Source organism: Pseudomonas sp. 11/12A, assembly GCF_000800055.1.
Classification (GTDB): domain Bacteria; phylum Pseudomonadota; class Gammaproteobacteria; order Pseudomonadales; family Pseudomonadaceae; genus Aquipseudomonas; species Aquipseudomonas mohnii.
Genome location: NZ_JUGV01000001.1, coordinates 2070723 through 2089882 on the forward strand (window position 1 = coordinate 2070723; position 19160 = coordinate 2089882).

At 61.6% G+C, this 19160-nt stretch carries 18 protein-coding genes and 1 pseudogene; 6 read left to right on the forward strand and 13 right to left on the reverse strand.

Annotated features, from left to right (window positions below; all coding sequences use genetic code 11):
- The first annotated feature begins 16 nt into the window (after positions 1 to 16).
- Complete coding sequence (locus tag GQ39_RS09555; protein WP_047529217.1) at positions 17 to 508, forward strand: DUF2878 domain-containing protein; 492 nt, start codon at positions 17 to 19, stop codon at positions 506 to 508.
- Between the two features lie 17 nt (positions 509 to 525).
- Here GQ39_RS09555 and GQ39_RS09560 read toward each other — a convergent pair whose 3' ends face one another.
- The 3 genes from GQ39_RS09560 to GQ39_RS09570 form a co-directional block, all read right to left on the reverse strand.
- Positions 526 to 1050: a DUF3833 domain-containing protein gene (locus GQ39_RS09560; protein WP_047529219.1), complete on the reverse strand. Its 525-nt coding sequence runs from the start codon at positions 1048 to 1050 to the stop codon at positions 526 to 528.
- Between the two features lie 39 nt (positions 1051 to 1089).
- The gene (locus GQ39_RS09565; protein WP_052193529.1) at positions 1090 to 1647 is read right to left on the reverse strand and encodes a chalcone isomerase family protein; all 558 of its coding nucleotides are present in this window, start codon (positions 1645 to 1647) and stop codon (positions 1090 to 1092) included.
- Positions 1648 to 1831: 184 nt separating this feature from the next.
- Positions 1832 to 2848 (reverse strand): succinylglutamate desuccinylase/aspartoacylase domain-containing protein, encoded by a 1017-nt coding sequence (locus tag GQ39_RS09570; protein WP_047529221.1) that lies wholly within the window; start codon positions 2846 to 2848, stop codon positions 1832 to 1834.
- Positions 2849 to 3076: 228 nt separating this feature from the next.
- Between GQ39_RS09570 and GQ39_RS31375 the strand changes: the two are divergent.
- Positions 3077 to 3505: pseudogene (locus GQ39_RS31375) on the forward strand (TetR family transcriptional regulator C-terminal domain-containing protein); the annotation flags it as partial.
- Here GQ39_RS31375 and GQ39_RS33250 read toward each other — a convergent pair.
- The 5 genes from GQ39_RS33250 to GQ39_RS33600 all read right to left on the reverse strand — a co-directional run bounded on the left by GQ39_RS33250 (position 3461) and on the right by GQ39_RS33600 (position 8862).
- Positions 3461 to 4465, reverse strand: coding sequence for a DMT family transporter (locus GQ39_RS33250; RefSeq protein WP_052193531.1), 1005 nt, complete (start codon positions 4463 to 4465; stop codon positions 3461 to 3463). The pseudogene GQ39_RS31375 and the gene GQ39_RS33250 sit on opposite strands and share 45 nt — an antisense overlap.
- The gene (locus tag GQ39_RS09585) at positions 4465 to 5163 is read right to left on the reverse strand and encodes an ABC transporter permease subunit (RefSeq protein ID WP_047538681.1); all 699 of its coding nucleotides are present in this window, start codon (positions 5161 to 5163) and stop codon (positions 4465 to 4467) included. Before GQ39_RS09585 ends, GQ39_RS33250 begins: the two co-directional genes overlap by 1 nt.
- A 5-nt stretch (positions 5164 to 5168) precedes the next feature.
- Positions 5169 to 5882, reverse strand: coding sequence for an ABC transporter permease (locus tag GQ39_RS09590; protein ID WP_047529225.1), 714 nt, complete (start codon positions 5880 to 5882; stop codon positions 5169 to 5171).
- A 169-nt stretch (positions 5883 to 6051) separates the two neighbouring features.
- Positions 6052 to 6834, reverse strand: coding sequence for a transporter substrate-binding domain-containing protein (locus GQ39_RS09595; protein WP_047529227.1), 783 nt, complete (start codon positions 6832 to 6834; stop codon positions 6052 to 6054).
- 24 nt (positions 6835 to 6858) lie between these two features.
- Positions 6859 to 8862, reverse strand: a complete 2004-nt coding sequence (locus tag GQ39_RS33600; RefSeq protein WP_047529229.1) for an aminotransferase class I/II-fold pyridoxal phosphate-dependent enzyme — start codon at positions 8860 to 8862, stop codon at positions 6859 to 6861.
- Between the two features lie 238 nt (positions 8863 to 9100).
- Between GQ39_RS33600 and GQ39_RS09605 the strand changes: the two genes are divergently transcribed.
- From GQ39_RS09605 to GQ39_RS09615, 3 genes are read left to right on the forward strand one after another with little or no spacing between them, the layout of a single operon-like run.
- Positions 9101 to 10654: an efflux transporter outer membrane subunit gene (locus GQ39_RS09605; RefSeq protein ID WP_236693091.1), complete on the forward strand. Its 1554-nt coding sequence runs from the start codon at positions 9101 to 9103 to the stop codon at positions 10652 to 10654.
- Positions 10651 to 11772: an HlyD family secretion protein gene (locus tag GQ39_RS09610; RefSeq protein WP_047529231.1), complete on the forward strand. Its 1122-nt coding sequence runs from the start codon at positions 10651 to 10653 to the stop codon at positions 11770 to 11772. The genes GQ39_RS09605 and GQ39_RS09610 overlap by 4 nt, the downstream gene beginning before the upstream one ends.
- Entirely contained in the window at positions 11762 to 12793 is a 1032-nt protein-coding gene (locus tag GQ39_RS09615; RefSeq protein WP_047529234.1) for a DUF2955 domain-containing protein, read from the forward strand. Before GQ39_RS09610 ends, GQ39_RS09615 begins: the two co-directional genes overlap by 11 nt.
- A gap of 67 nt (positions 12794 to 12860) precedes the next feature.
- On the opposite strand, the gene GQ39_RS09620 is transcribed toward GQ39_RS09615, so the two are convergent.
- Positions 12861 to 13313: a YMGG-like glycine zipper-containing protein gene (locus GQ39_RS09620; protein WP_047529236.1), complete on the reverse strand. Its 453-nt coding sequence runs from the start codon at positions 13311 to 13313 to the stop codon at positions 12861 to 12863.
- Between the two features lie 473 nt (positions 13314 to 13786).
- On the opposite strand from GQ39_RS09620, the gene GQ39_RS30965 reads away from it, so the two are divergent.
- Entirely contained in the window at positions 13787 to 14899 is a 1113-nt protein-coding gene (locus GQ39_RS30965; RefSeq protein ID WP_052193532.1) for an RHS repeat-associated core domain-containing protein, read from the forward strand.
- Positions 14900 to 14970: 71 nt separating this feature from the next.
- Here the strand turns inward: GQ39_RS30965 and GQ39_RS09630 are convergent, their stop codons facing one another.
- Genes GQ39_RS09630 through GQ39_RS09645 form a run of 4 tightly spaced genes read right to left on the reverse strand, consistent with a single transcriptional unit; the run spans position 14971 to position 19142 of the window.
- Positions 14971 to 15693, reverse strand: a complete 723-nt coding sequence (locus tag GQ39_RS09630; RefSeq protein ID WP_047529237.1) for an NAD(P)H-dependent oxidoreductase — start codon at positions 15691 to 15693, stop codon at positions 14971 to 14973.
- A gap of 9 nt (positions 15694 to 15702) precedes the next feature.
- A complete protein-coding gene (locus tag GQ39_RS09635; RefSeq protein ID WP_152613984.1) occupies positions 15703 to 17349 on the reverse strand; it encodes an ABC transporter ATP-binding protein in 1647 nt (548 codons plus the stop codon).
- A gap of 2 nt (positions 17350 to 17351) precedes the next feature.
- A complete protein-coding gene (locus GQ39_RS09640) occupies positions 17352 to 18179 on the reverse strand; it encodes an ABC transporter permease (protein ID WP_047529241.1) in 828 nt (275 codons plus the stop codon).
- A gap of 3 nt (positions 18180 to 18182) precedes the next feature.
- Positions 18183 to 19142 (reverse strand): ABC transporter permease, encoded by a 960-nt coding sequence (locus GQ39_RS09645; RefSeq protein ID WP_047529243.1) that lies wholly within the window; start codon positions 19140 to 19142, stop codon positions 18183 to 18185.
- Between the last annotated feature and the right edge of the window lie 18 nt (positions 19143 to 19160).

A 19160-nucleotide genomic window follows, 5' to 3' on the forward strand; every position in this document is an offset into this window, starting at 1 on the left:
CGTCGTCGTGCGCCTGATGTCGAGCCGGGCATGGCTGATCGGTAACGCACTATGGATGCAGGCCGGCTGGTGGGGCTGTGTGCTGGGCGCCAGGCACCCTTGGCTGCTACTGCTGGTCGCGGTCGGCCTGGTGATCCATGTCGCGATCTGTCCACGGCCGGGCAAGGAAGCCACTGCGCTCCTGCGCGTGGGCGTGGCAGGTTGGCTGATGGATGCCGGCCTGGGCGCGCTGGGGGTTTTCGAATTTGACCAGCCGCCCCTGCCCCTATGGCTGGCACTGCTCTGGCTGGTGCTGGCGAGCGGGCTTCGCCACAGCCTGGCGTGGGCCCGGAAGCCGATTTGGTACGGCGTGCTGCTCGGCCTGATCGGTGGACCGCTGGCGTACATCGCCGGGGCGCCACTGGCCGGGGTCGGTTTGCCCTGGGGCACCCTTGGCACCGCCCTGCTGCTGGCGCCGCTGTGGGCAGCAGCTTTGCCCCTGGCCCTGCGACTGGCCGCGCCGCGTTGACAAAATCAAGCCAGCCGCTAAGGCTGGCGGCGGAAGAACAGACTCACCTGCCCCAATTCGACGCCCAACTTGCTCATGCTCGAACGATTGATCAGGGTGTCGTCGTCCATCAGGTACATCCAGTCGTCGAAATCCACTTCCCAATGCTTGCCATCCACCGGCAGGTCAAGGCGATAGCGCCAGCGCAGCGCGTTGCCGGCGACCTCGCCCCGGGCTTCGCCAATCACATCGCTCGCCCGGCCACGCCAGCGCATGGGCCCATCCGGTTCCAGGGTCCAGACCCGCTGCTGGCGCGTACCGTCGCTGTAGACAAACCGCTCGTCGAGGATCAGGCGCTGCCCCTCTCTATGGCTCTCAATCTGGACGTGGAAGCGCTTGAGCACTTCGCCTGAGCGATTCTGGTACAGGCCCCAGGCTTGCACCGGCCGGGAAAAGAACGCCGCCAGATCCAGGCTCGGACGTTCCCGGGCGTAGTGCTCCACGCCGACATTGCCGCAGCTGGCCAGCAACAGGCTGCCCATCAGTAACAGTATTCGCCGCATGTCTATCTCCTGTTCAGCAGGTTGGTATTCAGAACGCTCCTATTCAGCAGGACCGCCCTGCCCCAGCAGGCGTTGGCGCAACTGTGGATCTCGCGCCCGCGGGTCGAGCCAGATGTCGAAAAACGCACGGGCGAATCGGGCATCAGGCACTTGCCGGTGAAGCTGGTCGTCGACGTAAAACGTGCAGCCTTTGCCGGGCAGGTAGACCCCGGTAATGCGCATGCCGGGCTGGACATCAACGAAGGCTTCACGCATTTCAGCGGACCATCGTTGCAGGGTGGCATCGTCCAGGTTCGCCCCGCCCAGGCGACGCATTTCATCCAGGCTGGCCTCGACCAGCGTGTCCCTTGACAGTGCACGGCGATACGTCAATTCGAGCGCAAAGGGCTGACCCCACGCCGGCGGCGCCTCGGAGCTCCACAAGCGCGCGGTGTACAGGCTCATGCCAAACCAGGTGAAATCGCCCCGGCCGACCAGACGTGCCTCGGGGACGGATGGGCGCCAGTCCGCCGAGGCCGGCACCGAGAGAATCAGCAACAGCAGACAAGCCTTCGACAGGCGATGTTTGAAAATGCGTCTTGCGTCAGCCACGTTCATCAGAGCCTCCTGCTTGTAGCTCAATATTGTACAAGAATAGCTGTTTGTATAGCTTTATGCCGAGCAGCGGCAAAACTTGTACAACGTTTGCGGTGAACGCCTCTCCAATGCAGGTGAGTTTTGACTTTCCGCGATAGACCTGGAGGTTTTCCATGGCGACGCGCGCCAGGCAGTTTCGTCTGGCTCAGTTCGGGTCCAGCAAGCCGCCGCTCCAGTTACGCGATACCCGGCTCCCGGTGAACTTGGCCACGCCCATGCCCTGGGCAATCAAACGATCGCGAAAGCGGGTGACCAGCCGCCCGGTTTGCTCGGCATACAGCACCACTTCCGATGATGGATCACCCGGCCGGCGCAGAATCCGTGCAAAGCGCTGTCCCTCTTCGACGCTATCGCCCAGCTCCTTTTCAAAGATCAACACCCCCGGCTGCGGCGCAATGATGGTTTCCATGTGGCCCATTTCCACCGCTTCGACAGGCCAGTCAGGGGGTGTTCGTGCCTCATCGATCACCCCGTAACCGCACAGCCACGTATACAGGCCCTCGGCATCCTGCTCGGCGAATCGATCGTTGACATCGCCCTGCCCTCGCAGCTCCAAGGTCGCGGCCATGCGCTGGGCGGTCCTGCCTTCGCGCAGCCACGGGGCAATGATGGTTTCTTCGAACGAACCGTCGCCGCCCTCATCCCAGATGATCGCGACGTCCATTTTCATTGCCGCCGCCAACGCGCGACCACGGGGCCAGAAACGGCGATGAACGTAGACGTAGGGCAGCGCTTCGTCATCGGTGTGCAGGTCGAGCATCACATCGGCCGGCGCCGCCAGTTGCACCAGTTTTTTCTGCCATTGCTGGACGTTGGTCATCGACCGCTCCATCGCCGCCGACTGGTCGAATCCCCGGTTGAAGTTATGCCCGGTGGCGTCGTGGTAACGCCCCAGAATCCGCCCCTGGCGAAACTGCCCGATGCCCAGCGGATTGGCCTGCGGCACCACGGTCACGCTGCCCTTGAGCCGCCCCCCGGCCTCGGCGACCCGCAGGCGCTGCATCAACAGATGCAGGACCAGCATCCCGGCGATTTCGTCGGCATGCACACCCGCCTGCAAATGCACCTTCGGCCCGTGGCCATCGCCCTCGAAACGCCAGGCACCGACCTGCACCGGTTCGCCGTTGTTATTGCGAACGTTGAACGAAATATCCTGAACCATGCGCTTGCCCTCCCCTGATGAGCGTTAACAATCGAGGTATTGCCGCTGTCGAAGCTGGAGATTGAACACACGTTCAACTAAGCTCGCCAGCGTGGAACCACTGCCAAGGAATCCCCTGTGACCACCACCGTCCCGAAAAACCGCCGCGCCGAGCCTGACGAGCGTCGCGAATTGCTGGTCGCCGCCACCCTGCGCTGCCTGGGCCGCGACGGTCATGCCGGGATTTCCGTGCGGCGCATCGCCACCGAGGCCGGGGTTTCCGTCGGTTTGCTCAATCATCATTTCGGCAGCATCGATGCGCTGATTGCCGACACCTATCAGAAACTGGCGAGCGAACTCACCACCGCACTGCTCCAGGAAATCGAGCAGGCCGGCACACCCGCGCAAAAAATGGATGCGTTTCTCGTTGGCTCGTTTTCACCCAGGGTCATGGACCCGAAACTGTTGGGCGTCTGGGTGGTGTTCTGGAGCCTGATCCGCCACTCCGAACACGTCAGCCAGTCCCACGTCAAAACCTACGGCGCCTACCTTGATCTGCTTTGCCAATTGCTCGACGGCATGGCCGACAGCGAAGGCTTCAGGATTCACGACACGCGCCTGGCCGCCATCGGCCTATCGGCGATGCTCGACGGACTCTGGCTCGAGTGGTGCCTCAACCCCGAGACCTTCAGCGCCGCCAACGGCCTCCATATCTGTCGTTGCTGGATAAAGGGGCTGCGTCACGGAGCATTCAGCACCGACGACGTCCTGTGACGGATGCCGGCCGAAGATCATCGCCAGGGTGCCGCTCACGGCGATCAACCCGGCACCGATCATCAACGACACATCCATCAGCGTGCCCCAGATCAGGCTCGACAGGGCAAACGCCCAGATCAGCCCGGTGTACTCGAACGGCGCCAGCAAGGTCGCCGTGGCGCGGCGGAAACTGGCGAACAGCAGGAACTGACCGATACCACCCACCAGCCCTGCCCCGACCATCCCCAGCCAGGCCGGTGTCGGCGCCGGGGTATAGGTCCACGGCAGCGCCACGACCATGCACAGCACAAACACCACGTTGGTGATCAGCATTTGTTCCAGCACCGAGGTCTGGTCGTCCACCTGGCGCAGCTGGATATAGGTGAAGGCCCAGCACATCGCTGCCAGCAGCGTCAGCACAACCGGCACCGGTTCGCTCATGTTGTCCGGGCGGCAAGCTATGATCACGCCGGCAAAACCGATGATCAGACTGAACCACTGCCAGGCACTGGCGCGCTCCTTGAGAATCACCGTTGCCAGCACCGTGACCATGATCGGCGCGGAAAAATACAGGGTGGTCATCTCCGCCAGGGTCAGGTCACGGGCTGCCGTGTAGTACAGCAGCCACGCCACGATCGACAACAGGCCGCGCACCACCAGCAAGCGCCGGCTCGGCGAGTGCCAGGCCCGCAAGACCAGGCGCATGCGTCCCGCGGCCAACACCACGGCGACCACCACCAGGGCGCGCCAGAACAGAATGGTCACCACCGAGTAGTCAGCCACCAGCCACTTGATGGCCGCATCCTGCAACGTCAGGAACGCGTAGCCCAAGGTGCACAGGCCAATGCCCTGCAGCGAACGGTCAACCCGTGGCGAACTCATCAGGCTGACCTGCGCACGGGTGTGCCGCGCCGCTCGGCAAAGGCAAACAGCGCCTCGATCAGGAACGTCAGGCAGACATACACGCCGGCCACCAGCAACAGCGGCTCATAGACTTGCAGGGTCTGCGCCCTAACCACGTTGGCTGCGCCCAGCAAGTCGATCACGGCAATGGTCGAAGCCAGCGCCGTGGACTTGAGCAGCATCACGGTTTCCCCGGCCAGGGTCGGCAACAGCAGGCGCAACGCCCGTGGCAAGCGCACCCGCAACAAGGACTGACGCGGGGTCATGCCAAACGCCGAAGCCGCTTCCATCTCACCCTTGGGCACTGCCAGCAAGCCACCACGAATGACTTCACCGACGTAGGCGCCCACCGACACCACCAGGGCAAACACGATGTACCAGTAACCATCGCGCAGGTAGGGCCAGAGAAAACTGCCACGGATCAGCGGGAACTGCGCAAACAGACTGCCGAGGCCGTAATAGAAGATGTAGATCTGGATCAACAGCGGTGTGCCGCGCGTGACGCTGGTATAGAACAGGCTGACCTTGGCGATCACCCTGTTTTTCGAGATCCGGGCCAGCGCCACCAACACCGCCAGCGCGTAACCGAACACGCTGGAAACCAGCAGGATGGTAATGGTTGTTTGCAGCCCTCGGCCCAACAGCGCCGCGTATTCAACTGTCCACGCTGGAATCATGTCATTCACTCAGCCAATGGCATCCAGCGACGAATGCGTCGCTCGAGCCGTCCCGACAGGTAGTTGGACACCAGCGTCACCGCGTAATACAAGGCGGCGGCCGTGAGGTAGAACAACAGGTAGTGACGCGTCGAACCCGCGCCTTGTTTGGCGGTGTAGAGCAATTCGTTGGTGCCGACCACGCTGATCAGCGCACTGTCCTTGATCAGGTTGATCCACAGGTTGGCCATCCCCGCCATCGCATACGGCGCCATGATCGGCAGCGTCACGCGACGGAACAGTCCGAAGCCGTGCAGACCGAAAGCCTTCGCCGATTCGATCTGACCGTAGGGGATCGCCTGGATTGCCGCCCGGAAAATCTCCGAGGCGTAAGCCCCCTGCACGAGCCCCAGCACCAGGATCGCCGCCAGTGGACCGCTCAGGTTCACCGCGTCATAACCGAGCCGGGCCATCAGCGAATTGAGCAGCATGGACCCGACGTAGTACAGGAGTAAAATCAGCAACAACTCCGGCACCGCCCGGAACAGCGTGGTATAGACCCGCGCCACGGCCGCAATCGGCTTGGGCGCGCCCAGCTTGAGGCAGGCCACGACCAGGCCGATCGCCAGTCCGACCACAAAAGCCCCCGCCGAAATCTGCAGGGTCATCCAGAGTCCCTTGAGCAGCGCCCCGCCCCATCCTTGTTCGGTGAAATTGATCAAATCGAACATTGCTGGCATTTCACTCTCCAATCATGACCGTGACAGCACCGCCGGCCCCTGTGGGAGCGAGCTTGCTCGCGATGAGGGCATAACAGTCAACATCATGGGTGACTGAACCACCGCTATCGCGAGCAAGCTCGCTCCCACAGGGATTGCATTTGCCACAGGTACTGCGTTTGGCTTTGCGTCAGAACGTCGGTTTCACACTGGTACCGAAGTAGCTTTGGGAGAGGTCGTCATAGTCCTTGCTCGCCAGCAGGGTCTTGATTGCCGTGTCGAGTTTGGCCTTCAGTTCGGTGTCGTCCTTGCGCAGGCCTGCGCCGACGCCCTTGCCGAAGATCGGGTCGTAAGGCACCGCGCCGAGGTAGGCCAGGTTGCTGGCGTCCGGGGTCTTGACGAAGGACGCCATCGCCGTGCCGTCGGCCATCATCAGGTCGATACGCCCGGCGATCATGTCGGCGTTGGCCGAGTCCTGGGTGTCGTAATACTTCACATCGGCGATTTTTTCGTAGTAGGTCTTCAGGTAGCTGGCGCTGACGGTCGAGTTCTGTACGCCGATGGTCTTGCCCTTGAGGTCATCCGGGTATTGGGTCACGGAAGTGCCCTTCGGCCCGACCAGTGCGACAACCGAGTCGTAATAGGCCTTGCTGAAGGCGATCTGTTTTTCCCGCTCCTCGGTCACCGACATCGAAGAGAAAATCACGTCGATCTTCTTCGCCAGCAGCGACGGAATGATCCCGTCCCACGCCACTTCCTTGATCTCGCATTGCGCTTTCATTTCGCTGCACAGCTTGTGGATCAGATCGACCTCGAAGCCCTTCCACTCGCCGTTGGCCTGTTTCTCGGTGTACGGCGGATAGGGTTCGGCGGCGACCGCGAACCTGATGGGCTGCGCTTGGGCCGCACTCATGCCCGCGAGCAATACGCAGGCCGCGCCGGTCAACCAGTGTGCAAAACGTCGATTTCCCATGATGTATTCCCGTCTTTTTATGTGTTAGCGAGTTTGATGAGCGTTGACGAATTGTCGGCAGCGCTCGCTGCGTGGGTGTACGAACACTTCGTCCGGCGAACCGGTTTCCTCGATCAGCCCTTGATGCAGGAAGGCGACTTTGGAAGAGACATCGCGTGCAAAGGCCATTTCATGAGTCACCAGGATCATGGTCCGGCCTTCTTCGGCGAGAGAGCGGATCACCCGCAGCACTTCCCCGACCAGTTCCGGGTCGAGTGCCGAGGTGGGTTCATCGAACAGCATGACCTTGGGCCGCATGGCCAGGGCCCGGGCGATGGCCACCCGTTGTTGCTGTCCCCCGGAAAGAAACGCCGGGTACTCGTTGCGCTTGGCCGCCAGCCCCACGCGTTCGAGCAAGGCTTCGGCCCGTTCAGTGGCCTCGGCTTTGCTCTCGCGCAGGACCTGGGTCGGCGCTTCGATCAGGTTTTCCAGCACCGTGCGATGGGGCCAGAGGTTGAAGTTCTGGAACACCATGCCCAGGCTGGACCTGATGCGCACAAGCTGCTTGGCATCGGACACCAAGGGCGCGCCAGGCCGCGTGTGGTTCAGGTGAATGCTTTCGCCGTCCACCAGAATCCGCCCCTGATCCGGCACTTCGAGCATGTTGATGCAGCGCAGCAAGGTGCTTTTGCCCGAGCCGCTGGCCCCGATCAGGGAGATCACCTCGCCCTCGCGGGCCGTCAGGGATACGCCCTTGAGCACCTCGATAGTGCCGAAGCGTTTGTGCAGCTGTTCGACCTGGATCATGGTCCGGCCCGCGACCGGTTCGACTACCGCCGAAGGGGGCTCGCAGCTGATGATCGGCCGGGGCGCTTCACCGTTGAGCACCAGGACAAAGTCGCGAATCCGTTGGCAGGCTTGCGCCAGGCGTTCTTCGCCGAGGGTGAACGACAGTCGCACAAAACCTTGGGCCGGTTCACCGAAGGCCGCGGCATCCAGTACCGACACCCGCGCCTCGCGCAACAGGCGCCAGGCGAACTCCAGCGACGTCAGGCCGGTGGCGCGCACATCCAGCAACACGAACATGCCGGCGTCGGGTTTGAGCACGTCGATCCCCGGGCAATCCGATAACCCCGCCACCACCAGATCGCGACGACGGCGATAAATGTCGCGCATGCCGTGGGTCACTTCGTCGTGGGCCTGCACGGCCTTGAGCGCAGCTTCCATGACGAACCCCGGCAAGCCGTAGAGCATGCTCAACACCAGGGTTTCGGCATGCGCCACCAGCGTGGGGGCGGCGACGATCCAGCCGATGCGCCAGCCAGTCATGGCATGGGACTTCGACAGACTGCCGATCACCACGCAACGCTCGGCCATGCCCGGCAAGGCGGCCAGGCTCAGGTGTTCGTGTTCGAACGTCAGGCTCTCATAGACCTCATCCACCACGACCCACAGGTCATGGGCGATGGCGAGGTCGGCGATGGCTTGCAACTCTTCGCGGTTGAGCACCACGCCGGTGGGATTGTTCGGATTGGAAAAGAAAATCGCCCGGGTGCGCGGGGTAATGGCCTTGGCCAGCACCGCCGCGTCGAGGCGGAAGTCGTCGCTCGCCGCACAGGGGACCCGCACCAGCGTGGCGCCGGAGGCCTTGAGGGTGGCTTCGTAAGTCACGTACATCGGATCGAGGGCAATCACCTCGTCGCCGGCACTGAGCAGGCACATCGACGCAACGAACAGCGCATTTTGCGCACCGGCCACGGTAATCACGTTTGACGCTTGCAGCTCACGGTCGAACAGCTTGCCATAGCGTGCGGCGACGGCTTCGCGCAACGCCTGGCGACCGGCAATTTCGGTGTAGTGGGTATCACCTTCGCGCAGCGCCTGGATGGCGGCGTCAGTGATGAAATCAGGGGTGGGGAAATCCGGGTCGCCGACACTGAGGATGATCACATCCTCGCCGCAACGCCGTGCTTCAAACGCCGCATTGTGAATATCCCAGGCTGCAACACCTTGACCTGAGATCCGCTCAACAAAGGGTGAAAACCGCATGCCAGTGCCTCGTTCAAAATGAAGAAACGCAAGCCCGCAACCAGCCGGGAGAGAAGGTCGAACGAACATAGCCCAAGCTGAACACTCGTTCAATAGAATACTGATCAAGGTTCGCGTTCAGCGTAAACAGGTCGTTTTTGCGACAGTCGCGGCGTTTTTGCGTACAGGCCAACCTGAAGAGGCAGAAGGCGGCCGGGCGACTATGCTCCTGTGAAGTTCCCCGGTCGGAAAACAGCCCATGCAATCAGGTGCTTCCCTGCTGACGCGACCGGCCTGGCTATTGCTCTGTGGCATGCTTGCCCTCGGCGGTTGCGTACGGCTGGGGCCGGACTTTCAGCCGCCTGGCGAGGCCTGGGTCGATCACTGGAACACGCCGGCGATCGAGCACGCCAGCCAACGCGCCCTGTACCCGGACATCCGCCAGTGGTGGCAAGTCTTTGCCGACCCGGTGCTCGACCAGTTGATCGCTGCAGCGGATGCGCACAATTCCAGCCTGAAGATCGCCGGCCTGCGGGTCATGGAAGCTCGCGCGCAGCTAGGTATCGCCCAGAGCGGGCGCTACCCGCAATTGCAACAGGACGCCGCCGACAGTGTGTACGTCGACCGTCATCAGTCCGGGGGCAGCAACCCGGTCGACAGCCAGTTCTGGCAGCACAGCGCCGGGTTCGATATCGGTTGGGAACTGGATTTCTGGGGTCGTTTCAGCCGGGCCATCGAGTCTTCCGACGCCAGCTACTTTGCCGCCGAGGCCAACTATGAAGACGGCCTGGTGCTGCTGCGGGCACAAGTGGCGGACACCTACTTTGTCCTGCGCACCACCGAAGGGCGCCTGCGCGTGGCCAGGGAAAACGCGAAACAACAGCAACGCAACTACGAGATCACCGAAAGACTGTTCAAAAGCGGCCAGACCGCCGAACTCGACCTGCAACAGGCCAAGACCCAATACCTCGGCACCTTGAGCACCATTCCTGGCCTGGAAGACCAGCTATCGCGCACCCGCAATGCCTTGACCGTATTGATCGGGCAACCACCCGGTGCACTGCCGCAGGTGGTCGAGAGCAACGGGTTGATTCCGTTGGTGGACCGCGCCGTCTTGCAGGACGTACCGGCCAATCTGCTGTTGCGCCGCCCCGATGTGCGCGCCGCCGAACTGAATGTCGCCGCGCAGTCCGCGCTGATTGGCGTGGCCGAAACCGACTTCTACCCGTCGCTGACGTTGCTGGGCAGCATCGTCTGGTCGACCGATACCTTGAGCGGTACGTCGCGCAGTTTTGATCTGGTGGGCGGGCCCAGCCTGCGCTGGAACGTGTTCGACCATGGCCGTATCAGCAACAACGTGCGGGTCCAGGATGCGCGCTTGCAGCAATTGATCGAGGCCTACCGTGACAAGGTGCGCCAGGCGGCTCGCGAAGCGGATGATGCCGCCAACGGCTTGACCCATGCCTTGCAGCGCGAACGCATCCTGCGCGAGGCCGAAGGCGCGGCCAAACGCTCGCTGGACCTGGCCGTCATCCTGTACCGCGAAGGCTATTCGGATTTCCAGCGGGTGCTGGATGCCCAGCGTGCGCTGCTCGAACTCCAGGACAGCTACCTGCTCAGTCGAGGCGACGCGGTGAGTAATGTGATTGCCCTGTACAAGGCCCTGGGCGGCGGCTGGTACAGCGCCCAGCCCAGGGTCGACGCGGCCACGCGCCAACAGATGGAACAACGCACCGACTGGGGCGACCTGCTGAACGAGCCCCCGGCCGCGCAGCCCGCCTCCCCCCTTGCCCAACCAGGTAATCAACCATGAGTGAAGCCGCCTCCCCCCCGCCGCCAGCGGAACCTGCCGCCGACCCGACGAAAAAAGGCGTGAAATGGGTCTTGCTGCTGATCGTCGTGAGCCTGGCCTGGTATCTGTTGGCTGACCGATTCACGCCCTATACCCAGCAGGCACGGGTCGGCGCCTTTGTGATTCCGGTGGCGGCGGAAGTCTCCGGCCGGGTGATCCGCGTCAACGTGCGCAACAACCAGGACGTCAAGGCGGGCGACGTGATTTTCGAGATCGATCCGCAGCCCTACCAGATCGCGGTCGACCGGGCCCGGGCAGACCTTGAATCCACCCGTCGCCAGGTTGGCGCCAGCACCGCCGGCATCGCCTCGGCGCAAGCCAACCTGCGTGCGGCACAGGCCAACGAACTCAAGGCCAGGCAGGACAACCAACGGCTGGAAGGCTTGTATCGCCAGGACCCCGGAACCATTTCCGTGCGCCTGCTGGAAGTGTCCCGCGCCAACCGCGAACAGGCCGTCAGCCAGGTCGCCGCCGCCCGCGCCGAAGTCCAGCGCGCCCGCGAGCAGGAAGGCGGCAACGAGGAGTCCAACGCCCTGCTGCGCAGCGCCGCCACCGCCTTGTCGAAAGCCGAACTGGACCTGGCCAACACCCAGGTCCATGCCCGCTCGGCCGGATTGATCACCGACCTGCGCACCGACGTCGGCCAGTTCGCCGCGGCCGGGAACCCGGTGATGACCCTGATCGCGATCCACGATGTGTGGATCAGCGCCGACATGACCGAGAACAACCTCGGCTTGGTCCGGCCCGACAGCCCGGTGTTGATCGCACTGGATGCGTTGCCCGGCGAAGTGTTCGCCGGGCGCGTGCGCAGTGTCGGTTATGGGGTCAGCGTCGGTCAGCCGCCCGCCCCCGGCAGCCTGCCCACGGTGCAGAACAGCCGCGACTGGCTGCGTCCGGCCCAGCGCTTTCCGGTGATCATCGAGTTCTCGCCGGACGCCTTGGCCATGCTCAAGGACAACCGTGCCATTCGCGCCGGCGGTCAGGCCGAGGTCATGGCCTTCCCGTCCGAGGGCAATGTCCTCAATCCCCTGGGCCGGATGTTTCTCTGGCTGATGAGCTGGCTGTCCTATGCCTACTAAGCGCCCGCCACGGGTTCAGCGTGCGTTGCGCCTGGCCAGTGGCACGGCGCTGTGCCTGGCCGCGAGTTTCGGCCTGGCGTTACCGATCCCATTCCTCGCACCGGTGCTGGGTGCCTTGCTGCTGGTCAGCCTCAATCGTCCGTTGCCATTCAAGGCCACGCTGGTGCTGGCGGTGACCGCGATGCTAACCACCGGCATCGGCCTGCTGTTGATCCCGGTCCTGCGCTATTACGCCTTCAGCGGTGTGCTGTTGATCGGTCTTGGCCTGCTCATGGTCTTTCGATATGGCCTGCGCGGCGGCAACAACCTGGTGGTGACCTTTCTGGTGATCGGCCTGACCATGATCCCCTCGGCGGGGGTCGCCGACTTCGGCCTGGCAGCGATGGTCATCAAGGCGCTGATCAGTGGCTTGCTGCTGGCGGTGATGATCGGCGCATTCAGCCACTGGCTGTTCCCCGAACCGGACAATGCCCCGGCGCCGCCGCCCGCCGCCACACTACCGGAGGCCGACGTCGACCGGGTCGCGCTACGAGCCACCCTGATCGTGATGCCGACCTTTCTGCTGGCGCTGATCGATCCCGCCAGCTACCTGCCCATCGTCCTCAAAGCCGTCAGCCTCGGCCAGCAGAGTTCCAGCACCAACACCCGCGACGCCGCGCGCGAGCTGATTGGCTCGACCTTGCTCGGCGGGCTGCTGGCGATCCTGTTCTGGAGCGCACTGAGCGTTTTCGTGCACCTGTGGATGTTCTTTTTGTGGATGCTGCTGTTCGCCCTGATCCTGGCGCGCAAGCTCTATGGCCTGAATCCGGGCCGCTTGAGTCCGGGCTTCTGGCTCAATACCCTGATCACGCTGATCATCCTGTTGGGGCAGTCGGTTCAGGACAGCCTCGCGGGCAAGGATGTGTACACCGCGTTCGCGATTCGCATGGGGCTGTTCATTGCGGTGACGCTGTATGCGTGCGTGATGGTGCATTGGCTCGATCAGCGACCGGCCACAAAAATCAGTGCTAGCCTGCGCTGACCTTGTGGCCTCTACAGACCCTGTGGCGAGGGAGCAAGCGCCCGCGCCACAGGATTTGTGTCACACCTCAAGGGTTAACCTGATACCCCTTCCCCTGCAAACAGCTTGTATAAGCGGTGGAAGTGGTCGAGGCGTTGGTTTTCTCCTGGGCGCGCCGCTCCTGACGCTGGCGCGAACCACCCACCACGGCACCGGCGGCGGCGGTCTGTTTGGCGCGGTTCTGCCGGTAATCCTGCTTGGTATTATCATCGACGCGATCATATATCTCGTCATGCTGGTTTCCCCGCACCTGCGCCGCCGTGGCCCCGGCGGCCGCCCCCGCCGCCGCGCCCTTGACCCTTCCACCGGAAGGCGTCGAGGTCGTCGATGTACTACTGGCGGCGATGCTGTTGCATTCATTGATGTCGAGTTGGGTCTGTTGCGAATTCTGGCCCTTCATCGGTACTACCGTTTGTGCCCAACCCTGGGTACTTAAAACCGACAATACGACGCACAGGCCGATGGGCGACAATCTGTTCATGATGTCCTCCGGATGGGCGCGACTGGCCCTCAGAGAGTGTAGATCAGCCCTCCTCGCCAACCTCCATGAGCAGGCGATTTCCGACCCATTGCACCGCGACCGGCTCCAGGCCGGCCGTTGCCGTTGCTGGTGTTACGGCAGGCCCAAGGCACCAGCCTCAACTTTGCTGCCGGGTCCCAATTTTGGGTAGGCACCCAATCCCCCTGTGGGAGCGCGGCTTGCCCACGATGGCGTCAGGCCAGGCAACATCGATGTCGAATGTGCCGGCCCATTCGCTGGCAAGCCAGCTCCTTCAGGTTTGGTGGTGGTATTTGGGCAGTAGATAGAGCTTGTCATCGAACTGGACAGCCTCGGAAACACCAGCGGCAGGCCACCCTGGGATCCGTTTCACCCTATCAGTTCTGCTAGTACCCGTTCCTTTTCAAACCCTTGATACTCAGACCCTCCCAGTCTTTGAAAGCCCGGAGTGCCAAATGTCCCCATCTAAACAAGCCTGGCTCATCCGTTATCACTATGATCCACTGGATCAAATGATCAGCCACACAGTGTCAGATACCCCGGCACTTCATCGCTTTTATCGCAAGAACCGGCTAACCACCGAAATTCAGGGTGCAGTCGGGTACTCAATCGTGCAGCACGACGACTTGCTGCTGGCTCAGCAACAGCACCAACAAGATGTGCTCGACACCACATTACTGGCCACTGACCTGCAACGCTCGGCGCTGCATACCCTTAAGAAAAACACCCAACCACAGCCCATCGCCTACTCCCCTTATGGACACCGCTCCGTTGTGAATGGGTTGCTCAGTTTGCTGGGCATCAATGGCGAACGACCGGACCCTGTGACCGGGCACTATTTATTGGGCAATTATCGGGCGTTTAATCCCCTATTGATGCGGTTTAACAGTCCGGACAGTTTGAGTCCGTTTGGCAAGGGAGGGTTGAATGGATATGCGTACTGCAAGGGTGATCCAATTAACTACACAGACCCTACAGGCCACTTTACTTTTGGTCGACTCGCAAAACATTTAGGTTTGAAATCGACTACTTATAACAACACCCATACCTCCAAATGGGGAGTAAGCAAATATAAAAGTGGCAAAGTATACAAAAAAATACAAAGCCTCGAAGACGAAATAAAAGAAACTGTAGCCAAAGCACAACACGAAACATTCAAGCAGGACAAAGCAGATGTATTGTCAGCAGGCAAGCCTATCAAAGACGCGAGGATAAACCTTCAGCAAATTGCCTATAAAGAAATTTTTTCTGGCGAAAATAGTTTTCAGAGCAGCAGTGATATACAGCGCGCATATAAAAGACCTTATGCACCAGTCATGCAACAAATAGCCGAAGCAGAGCGAAGAGAATATCACTCCACATTTGAAAAGCTTGGCAACTTCTCAGGGAATTCTGAGACCTTTGATAACACCTTGAAATGGTTGCAGTTCAATGCCAGGGAACGCTTCCCGGACGACATTCAACTTCAGAATTACATACAGCGAATGAACTCAATCATCCCCGACAAGGCTGTGCAAATCAGATCCGAAATAGACAGATTATCCAGCAAGTATTTCAAGCACCGATAAGTCACAAATGACGGCAGGATCAATGCACACTTGGTTATTCCCACGCATAAAGCGTGGGAATAACTAAAAGTTTAATCGCGTACAGCAACGTTGTCGGCAAGCGGATAGAGCTTGTCATCAAACTGCGAAAGCTTCGGAAACACCAACGGCTGATCATCACTCAGGTGTTGCAACCGCTGGCTGTAATCAACCAGGAACTGCTGACGCGCTTCATCGCTGATGTACGGCACATGCCAGGCCACAAACGGCTCCAGCACATCAAAACCAACGTAAGCCAAGGTCCCGCGCAGGATCGGCCGCAGCATGTCCTGCAACGGGCCATGGATCGCGTCCTCACCGAACATGTGTTCGCGCCCGCCCAAGGTCACCGTCACCAGCGCCTTCTTGCCGCTTAAACCACCCTGATCGTAGAAACGTTTGCCGCCGTAGCAGATGCCGGACACCAGCACCCGGTCGATCCAGCCCTTGAGGATGGCCGGGGTGGAGAACCAGAAGATCGGGAAGTTGAGGATCAGCAGGTCGGCCCACAGCAGTTTGTCCAGTTCGGCCTGGATGTCCGCCGCCAGCGACTGGCTTTTAACCCCGAGGCGTTGCTCCAGCGCATACACCAGATACTCGGGGTTTTCCCGCGAGGAAAAGTCATCGGCGCTGGCCACCGGGTTCCAGTTCATTTTGTACAGGTCGCTGACCTGCACTTCGTGGCCCTGGGCTTGCAGGGTCGCGACCGCTTGATCGCGCAAGGCCGCGGTGAAGGATTGTGGCTCTGGATGAGCGTGGACGATCAGTACTTTCATGGTGATTCCTTAGACTTTTTCCAGCGTAGGGTTTGAATTCGGGAGCGCGCGGCTGGCCAGCAAGCGGTCGAGCCAGTCGGGGTCCATTTGCGGTTCGGACGAAAACAGCAGTCCGGTGTAATCCTGGTGCGGCGGGGTGAAGATCTGGCTGCGTGAACCGTGGTCGACCACCCTGCCCCGTTGCATCACCAGCACCTCATCGGCAATCGCGCGCACGGTGGCGACGTCGTGGGTGATGAACAGGTAGGCCACGCCCAGCTGTTGCTGAATACGATTGAGCAGTTTGAGCACGCCTTCGGCCACCAGTTGATCCAGAGCCGAGGTGACTTCATCGCAGATGATCAACTGCGGATCGGCCGCCAGTGCCCGGGCGATACACACCCGTTGTTTTTGCCCTCCGGACAGTTCCCGGGGCTGACGTTCCATGAAGGTGGCCGGGTCGAGTTCGATCATTTCCAGTAATTCGGCCACCCGCGCACGCATGGCCTTGCCCTTGAGCCCCAGGTAAAAGGTCAGCGGCCGACCGATGATATCGACGATGCGCTGGCGTGGGTTCAGCGCTGTGTCGGGAATCTGATAAATCATCTGGACGCGCCGCAGCTGCTCCTTCCTGCGCTGGCGAAAGTCCGCCGGCAGTGGCTGGCCGTCATACAGCACCTGGCCCGAGGTTGGCGGCAGCAAACCGGTGATCAGTCGTGCCGTGGAGCTTTTGCCGCTGCCGGACTCGCCGATGACCGCCAGGGTCTGGCCACGGTACAGCTTCAGCGAAACGTCGTGCAGCACCGGCTGACGACCGTAACTGGCGCAGCTGTTGCGCAGTTCCAGCAGCGGTTGTTCCTGCTGCGGACAGGCCTTGGGTTCGGTGCGGAAACTGCGTACCGCCCACAACGACTTGGTGTAGTCCTCCTGCGGATCGCCGAGCATCTTGCGGGTTTCGGCTTCTTCCACAAGTTTGCCGTGGCGCAGCACCATGATGCGGTCGGCCATCTGCGCCACCACCGCCAGGTCGTGGCTGATGTAGATCGCGGCGCTGCCGTAGGTTTTCACTGCATCGCGAATGGCCGCCAGCACTTCGATCTGGGTGGTGACGTCCAGCGCAGTGGTCGGTTCGTCGAAGATGATCAGGTCGGGATGGCAAGCCATGGCCATCGCTGTCATCACCCGCTGCAATTGACCGCCGGAAACCTGGTGTGGATAACGCTGGCCGATCTGCTCGGGATTGGGCAGGCGTAGCACGCGGTACAGTTCCACGGCTTCGGTCATGGCCTGGGCACGGCTCATGCCGCCATTTATCACGGCGGTTTCGACATGCTGATCGATCAGCCGATGGGCCGGGTTGAACGAAGCGGCCGCGCTTTGCGCGACGTAGGCGATACGCAAGCCCCGCAACTTGCGCAGGGCTTCGGGCTTGGCCTTGAGCAGGTCGATACCGTCGAAATGCACCGACCCGCCGGTGATTTTGCAGCCGTCGCGGGTATAGCCCATCGCCGACAGACCGAGGGTCGATTTGCCCGCCCCCGACTCGCCGATCAGCCCCAGCACTTCGCCGCGTTGCAGGGTCAGGTCGATGCCCTTGATCAGTGGATGCCAGGCGTCTTCGTAGTGACCTTCGATGTACAGGTTGCGGATTTCCAGCAAAGGTTTGGAGGTCGTCATGTTCAGCATTCCTTGAGGCCGCTGGATTTATGCAGCATCCAGTCGACGACGAAGTTGACGCTGACCGTGATCAACGCCACGGCCAGGGCGGGCAGCAACGGGCTGATGTCGCCAAAGGTGATCAGTACGGCGTTGTCGCGCACCATGCTGCCCCAGTCGGCGGTGGGCGGTTGAATGCCCAGGCCGAGGAATGACAGCGCACTGATGAACAGGAACACAAAGCAGAAGCGCAGGCCGAACTCGGCAATCAACGGCGCCGCCGCGTTCGGCAACACTTCGCGGGTCACCAGCCACCACAGGCCTTCACCCCGCAGGCGCGCCGCTTCGACGAAGTCCTGGACCACGACGTTCATCGCCACCGCCCGGGACAGCCGAAACACCCGGGTCGCATCCAGCAGCGCGATCACCAGCACCAACGAGGTCGCGGTGGTGCCGACCACACTGAGAATCAGCAGGGCAAAGATCAATTGTGGAATGGCCATCAGGATGTCCACCACCCGCGACAGCCCCTGATCGATCGCACCGCCCTTGATCGCCGCGACCAGGCCGCTCAAGCCACCGAGCAGGAACGCCAGTACCGTGGTCAGGAAGGCAATGCCCAGGGTGTTGCGCGCGCCGTAGACCAGGCGGCTGAACATGTCGCGCCCCAGGTTATCGGTGCCCAACAGGAACTGCCCGCCCCACGGCGCGAAGCCCTCGCCCACCACCTGGGTTTCGCCGAAGGGCGCCAGCACCGGGGCGAACAGCGCCACCAGGATGTACACAACGATGACCAGCAATCCGAATTTGGCACTCAGCGGCGCCCGGACCAATTGTTTAAGCAAGCTCATGGTCTACCCCTTTGGATGCATCAAGCGTGGGTTGCTGGCAATCGACAGCACATCCGCGCTGGTATTGAGCAGGATGTAGGTCGCCGCGAAGATCAGGCTACAGGCCTGCACCACCGGGATATCGCGCTTGGCCACCGAGTCCACCAGCAACTGGCCGAGGCCGGGATAGACAAACACCACTTCGACCACCACCACGCCCACCACCAGGTACGCCAGGTTCAGCGCCACCACATTGACAATCGGTGCCAGGGCGTTGGGCAAGGCATGGCGGAAGATGATCCGCGACTGGCTGATACCCTTGAGCCGCGCCATTTCGATGTAGGGACTGGCCAGCAGGTTGATCAGCGAGGCGCGGGTCATGCGCATCATCTGCGCGATCACCACCAGGCTCAGGGTCGCCACGGGCAGTACCGAACGCTCCAGTATCATGCCAAGGGACGCATCCGGCGCCAGGTTGGAAATGCTCGGGAACCAGTTGAGCTTCACCGCAAACACCAGGATCAGGATGTAGGCGACGAAGAACTCGGGAAACGACACCGCACTCAGGGCCGAGGTGTTGAGCAAACGGTCGAACCAGCTGTTGCGGTACAACGCCGCGAGCATCCCCAACAACAGCGCCAACGGCACCGACACCAGGGCCGCCAGCAGCGCCAGGCTGAAGGTGTTGCCCAGCCGTGAGCCCACCAGTTCGGCGATCGGACGCTGGTTGGCCAGGGATACACCGAGGTCGCCTTGCAACAGGCTCCAGATCCAGTGCCCGAAACGGGTCAGTGGCGGCAGGTCCAGGCCCAGTTGCGCACGGAACGCCGCCACGGTTTCCGGGGTGGCGGATTGGCCGAGCATGGCCTGGGCGATATCACCCGGGAGCATGCCGACCGCGAGAAAAATGATCACTGACACCGCAAACAGCGATAACAGCCCCAATGCCAAACGCTGAAGTAGCAACCTGAAAAGACTATTCACCGCGCAGTTCCTTACGAA

Coding starts and splice junctions, on each gene's coding strand:
- GQ39_RS09555 (WP_047529217.1), top strand. CDS start 17: ATGTCGAGCCGGGCATGGCTGATCGGTAACGCACTATGGATGCAGGCC.
- GQ39_RS09560 (WP_047529219.1), bottom strand. CDS start 1,050: ATGCGGCGAATACTGTTACTGATGGGCAGCCTGTTGCTGGCCAGCTGC.
- GQ39_RS09565 (WP_052193529.1), bottom strand. CDS start 1,647: ATGAACGTGGCTGACGCAAGACGCATTTTCAAACATCGCCTGTCGAAG.
- GQ39_RS09570 (WP_047529221.1), bottom strand. CDS start 2,848: ATGGTTCAGGATATTTCGTTCAACGTTCGCAATAACAACGGCGAACCG.
- GQ39_RS33250 (WP_052193531.1), bottom strand. CDS start 4,465: ATGAGTTCGCCACGGGTTGACCGTTCGCTGCAGGGCATTGGCCTGTGC.
- GQ39_RS09585 (WP_047538681.1), bottom strand. CDS start 5,163: ATGATTCCAGCGTGGACAGTTGAATACGCGGCGCTGTTGGGCCGAGGG.
- GQ39_RS09590 (WP_047529225.1), bottom strand. CDS start 5,882: ATGCCAGCAATGTTCGATTTGATCAATTTCACCGAACAAGGATGGGGC.
- GQ39_RS09595 (WP_047529227.1), bottom strand. CDS start 6,834: ATGGGAAATCGACGTTTTGCACACTGGTTGACCGGCGCGGCCTGCGTA.
- GQ39_RS33600 (WP_047529229.1), bottom strand. CDS start 8,862: ATGCGGTTTTCACCCTTTGTTGAGCGGATCTCAGGTCAAGGTGTTGCA.
- GQ39_RS09605 (WP_236693091.1), top strand. CDS start 9,101: ATGCAATCAGGTGCTTCCCTGCTGACGCGACCGGCCTGGCTATTGCTC.
- GQ39_RS09610 (WP_047529231.1), top strand. CDS start 10,651: ATGAGTGAAGCCGCCTCCCCCCCGCCGCCAGCGGAACCTGCCGCCGAC.
- GQ39_RS09615 (WP_047529234.1), top strand. CDS start 11,762: ATGCCTACTAAGCGCCCGCCACGGGTTCAGCGTGCGTTGCGCCTGGCC.
- GQ39_RS09620 (WP_047529236.1), bottom strand. CDS start 13,313: ATGAACAGATTGTCGCCCATCGGCCTGTGCGTCGTATTGTCGGTTTTA.
- GQ39_RS30965 (WP_052193532.1), top strand. CDS start 13,787: ATGTCCCCATCTAAACAAGCCTGGCTCATCCGTTATCACTATGATCCA.
- GQ39_RS09630 (WP_047529237.1), bottom strand. CDS start 15,693: ATGAAAGTACTGATCGTCCACGCTCATCCAGAGCCACAATCCTTCACC.
- GQ39_RS09635 (WP_152613984.1), bottom strand. CDS start 17,349: ATGACGACCTCCAAACCTTTGCTGGAAATCCGCAACCTGTACATCGAA.
- GQ39_RS09640 (WP_047529241.1), bottom strand. CDS start 18,179: ATGAGCTTGCTTAAACAATTGGTCCGGGCGCCGCTGAGTGCCAAATTC.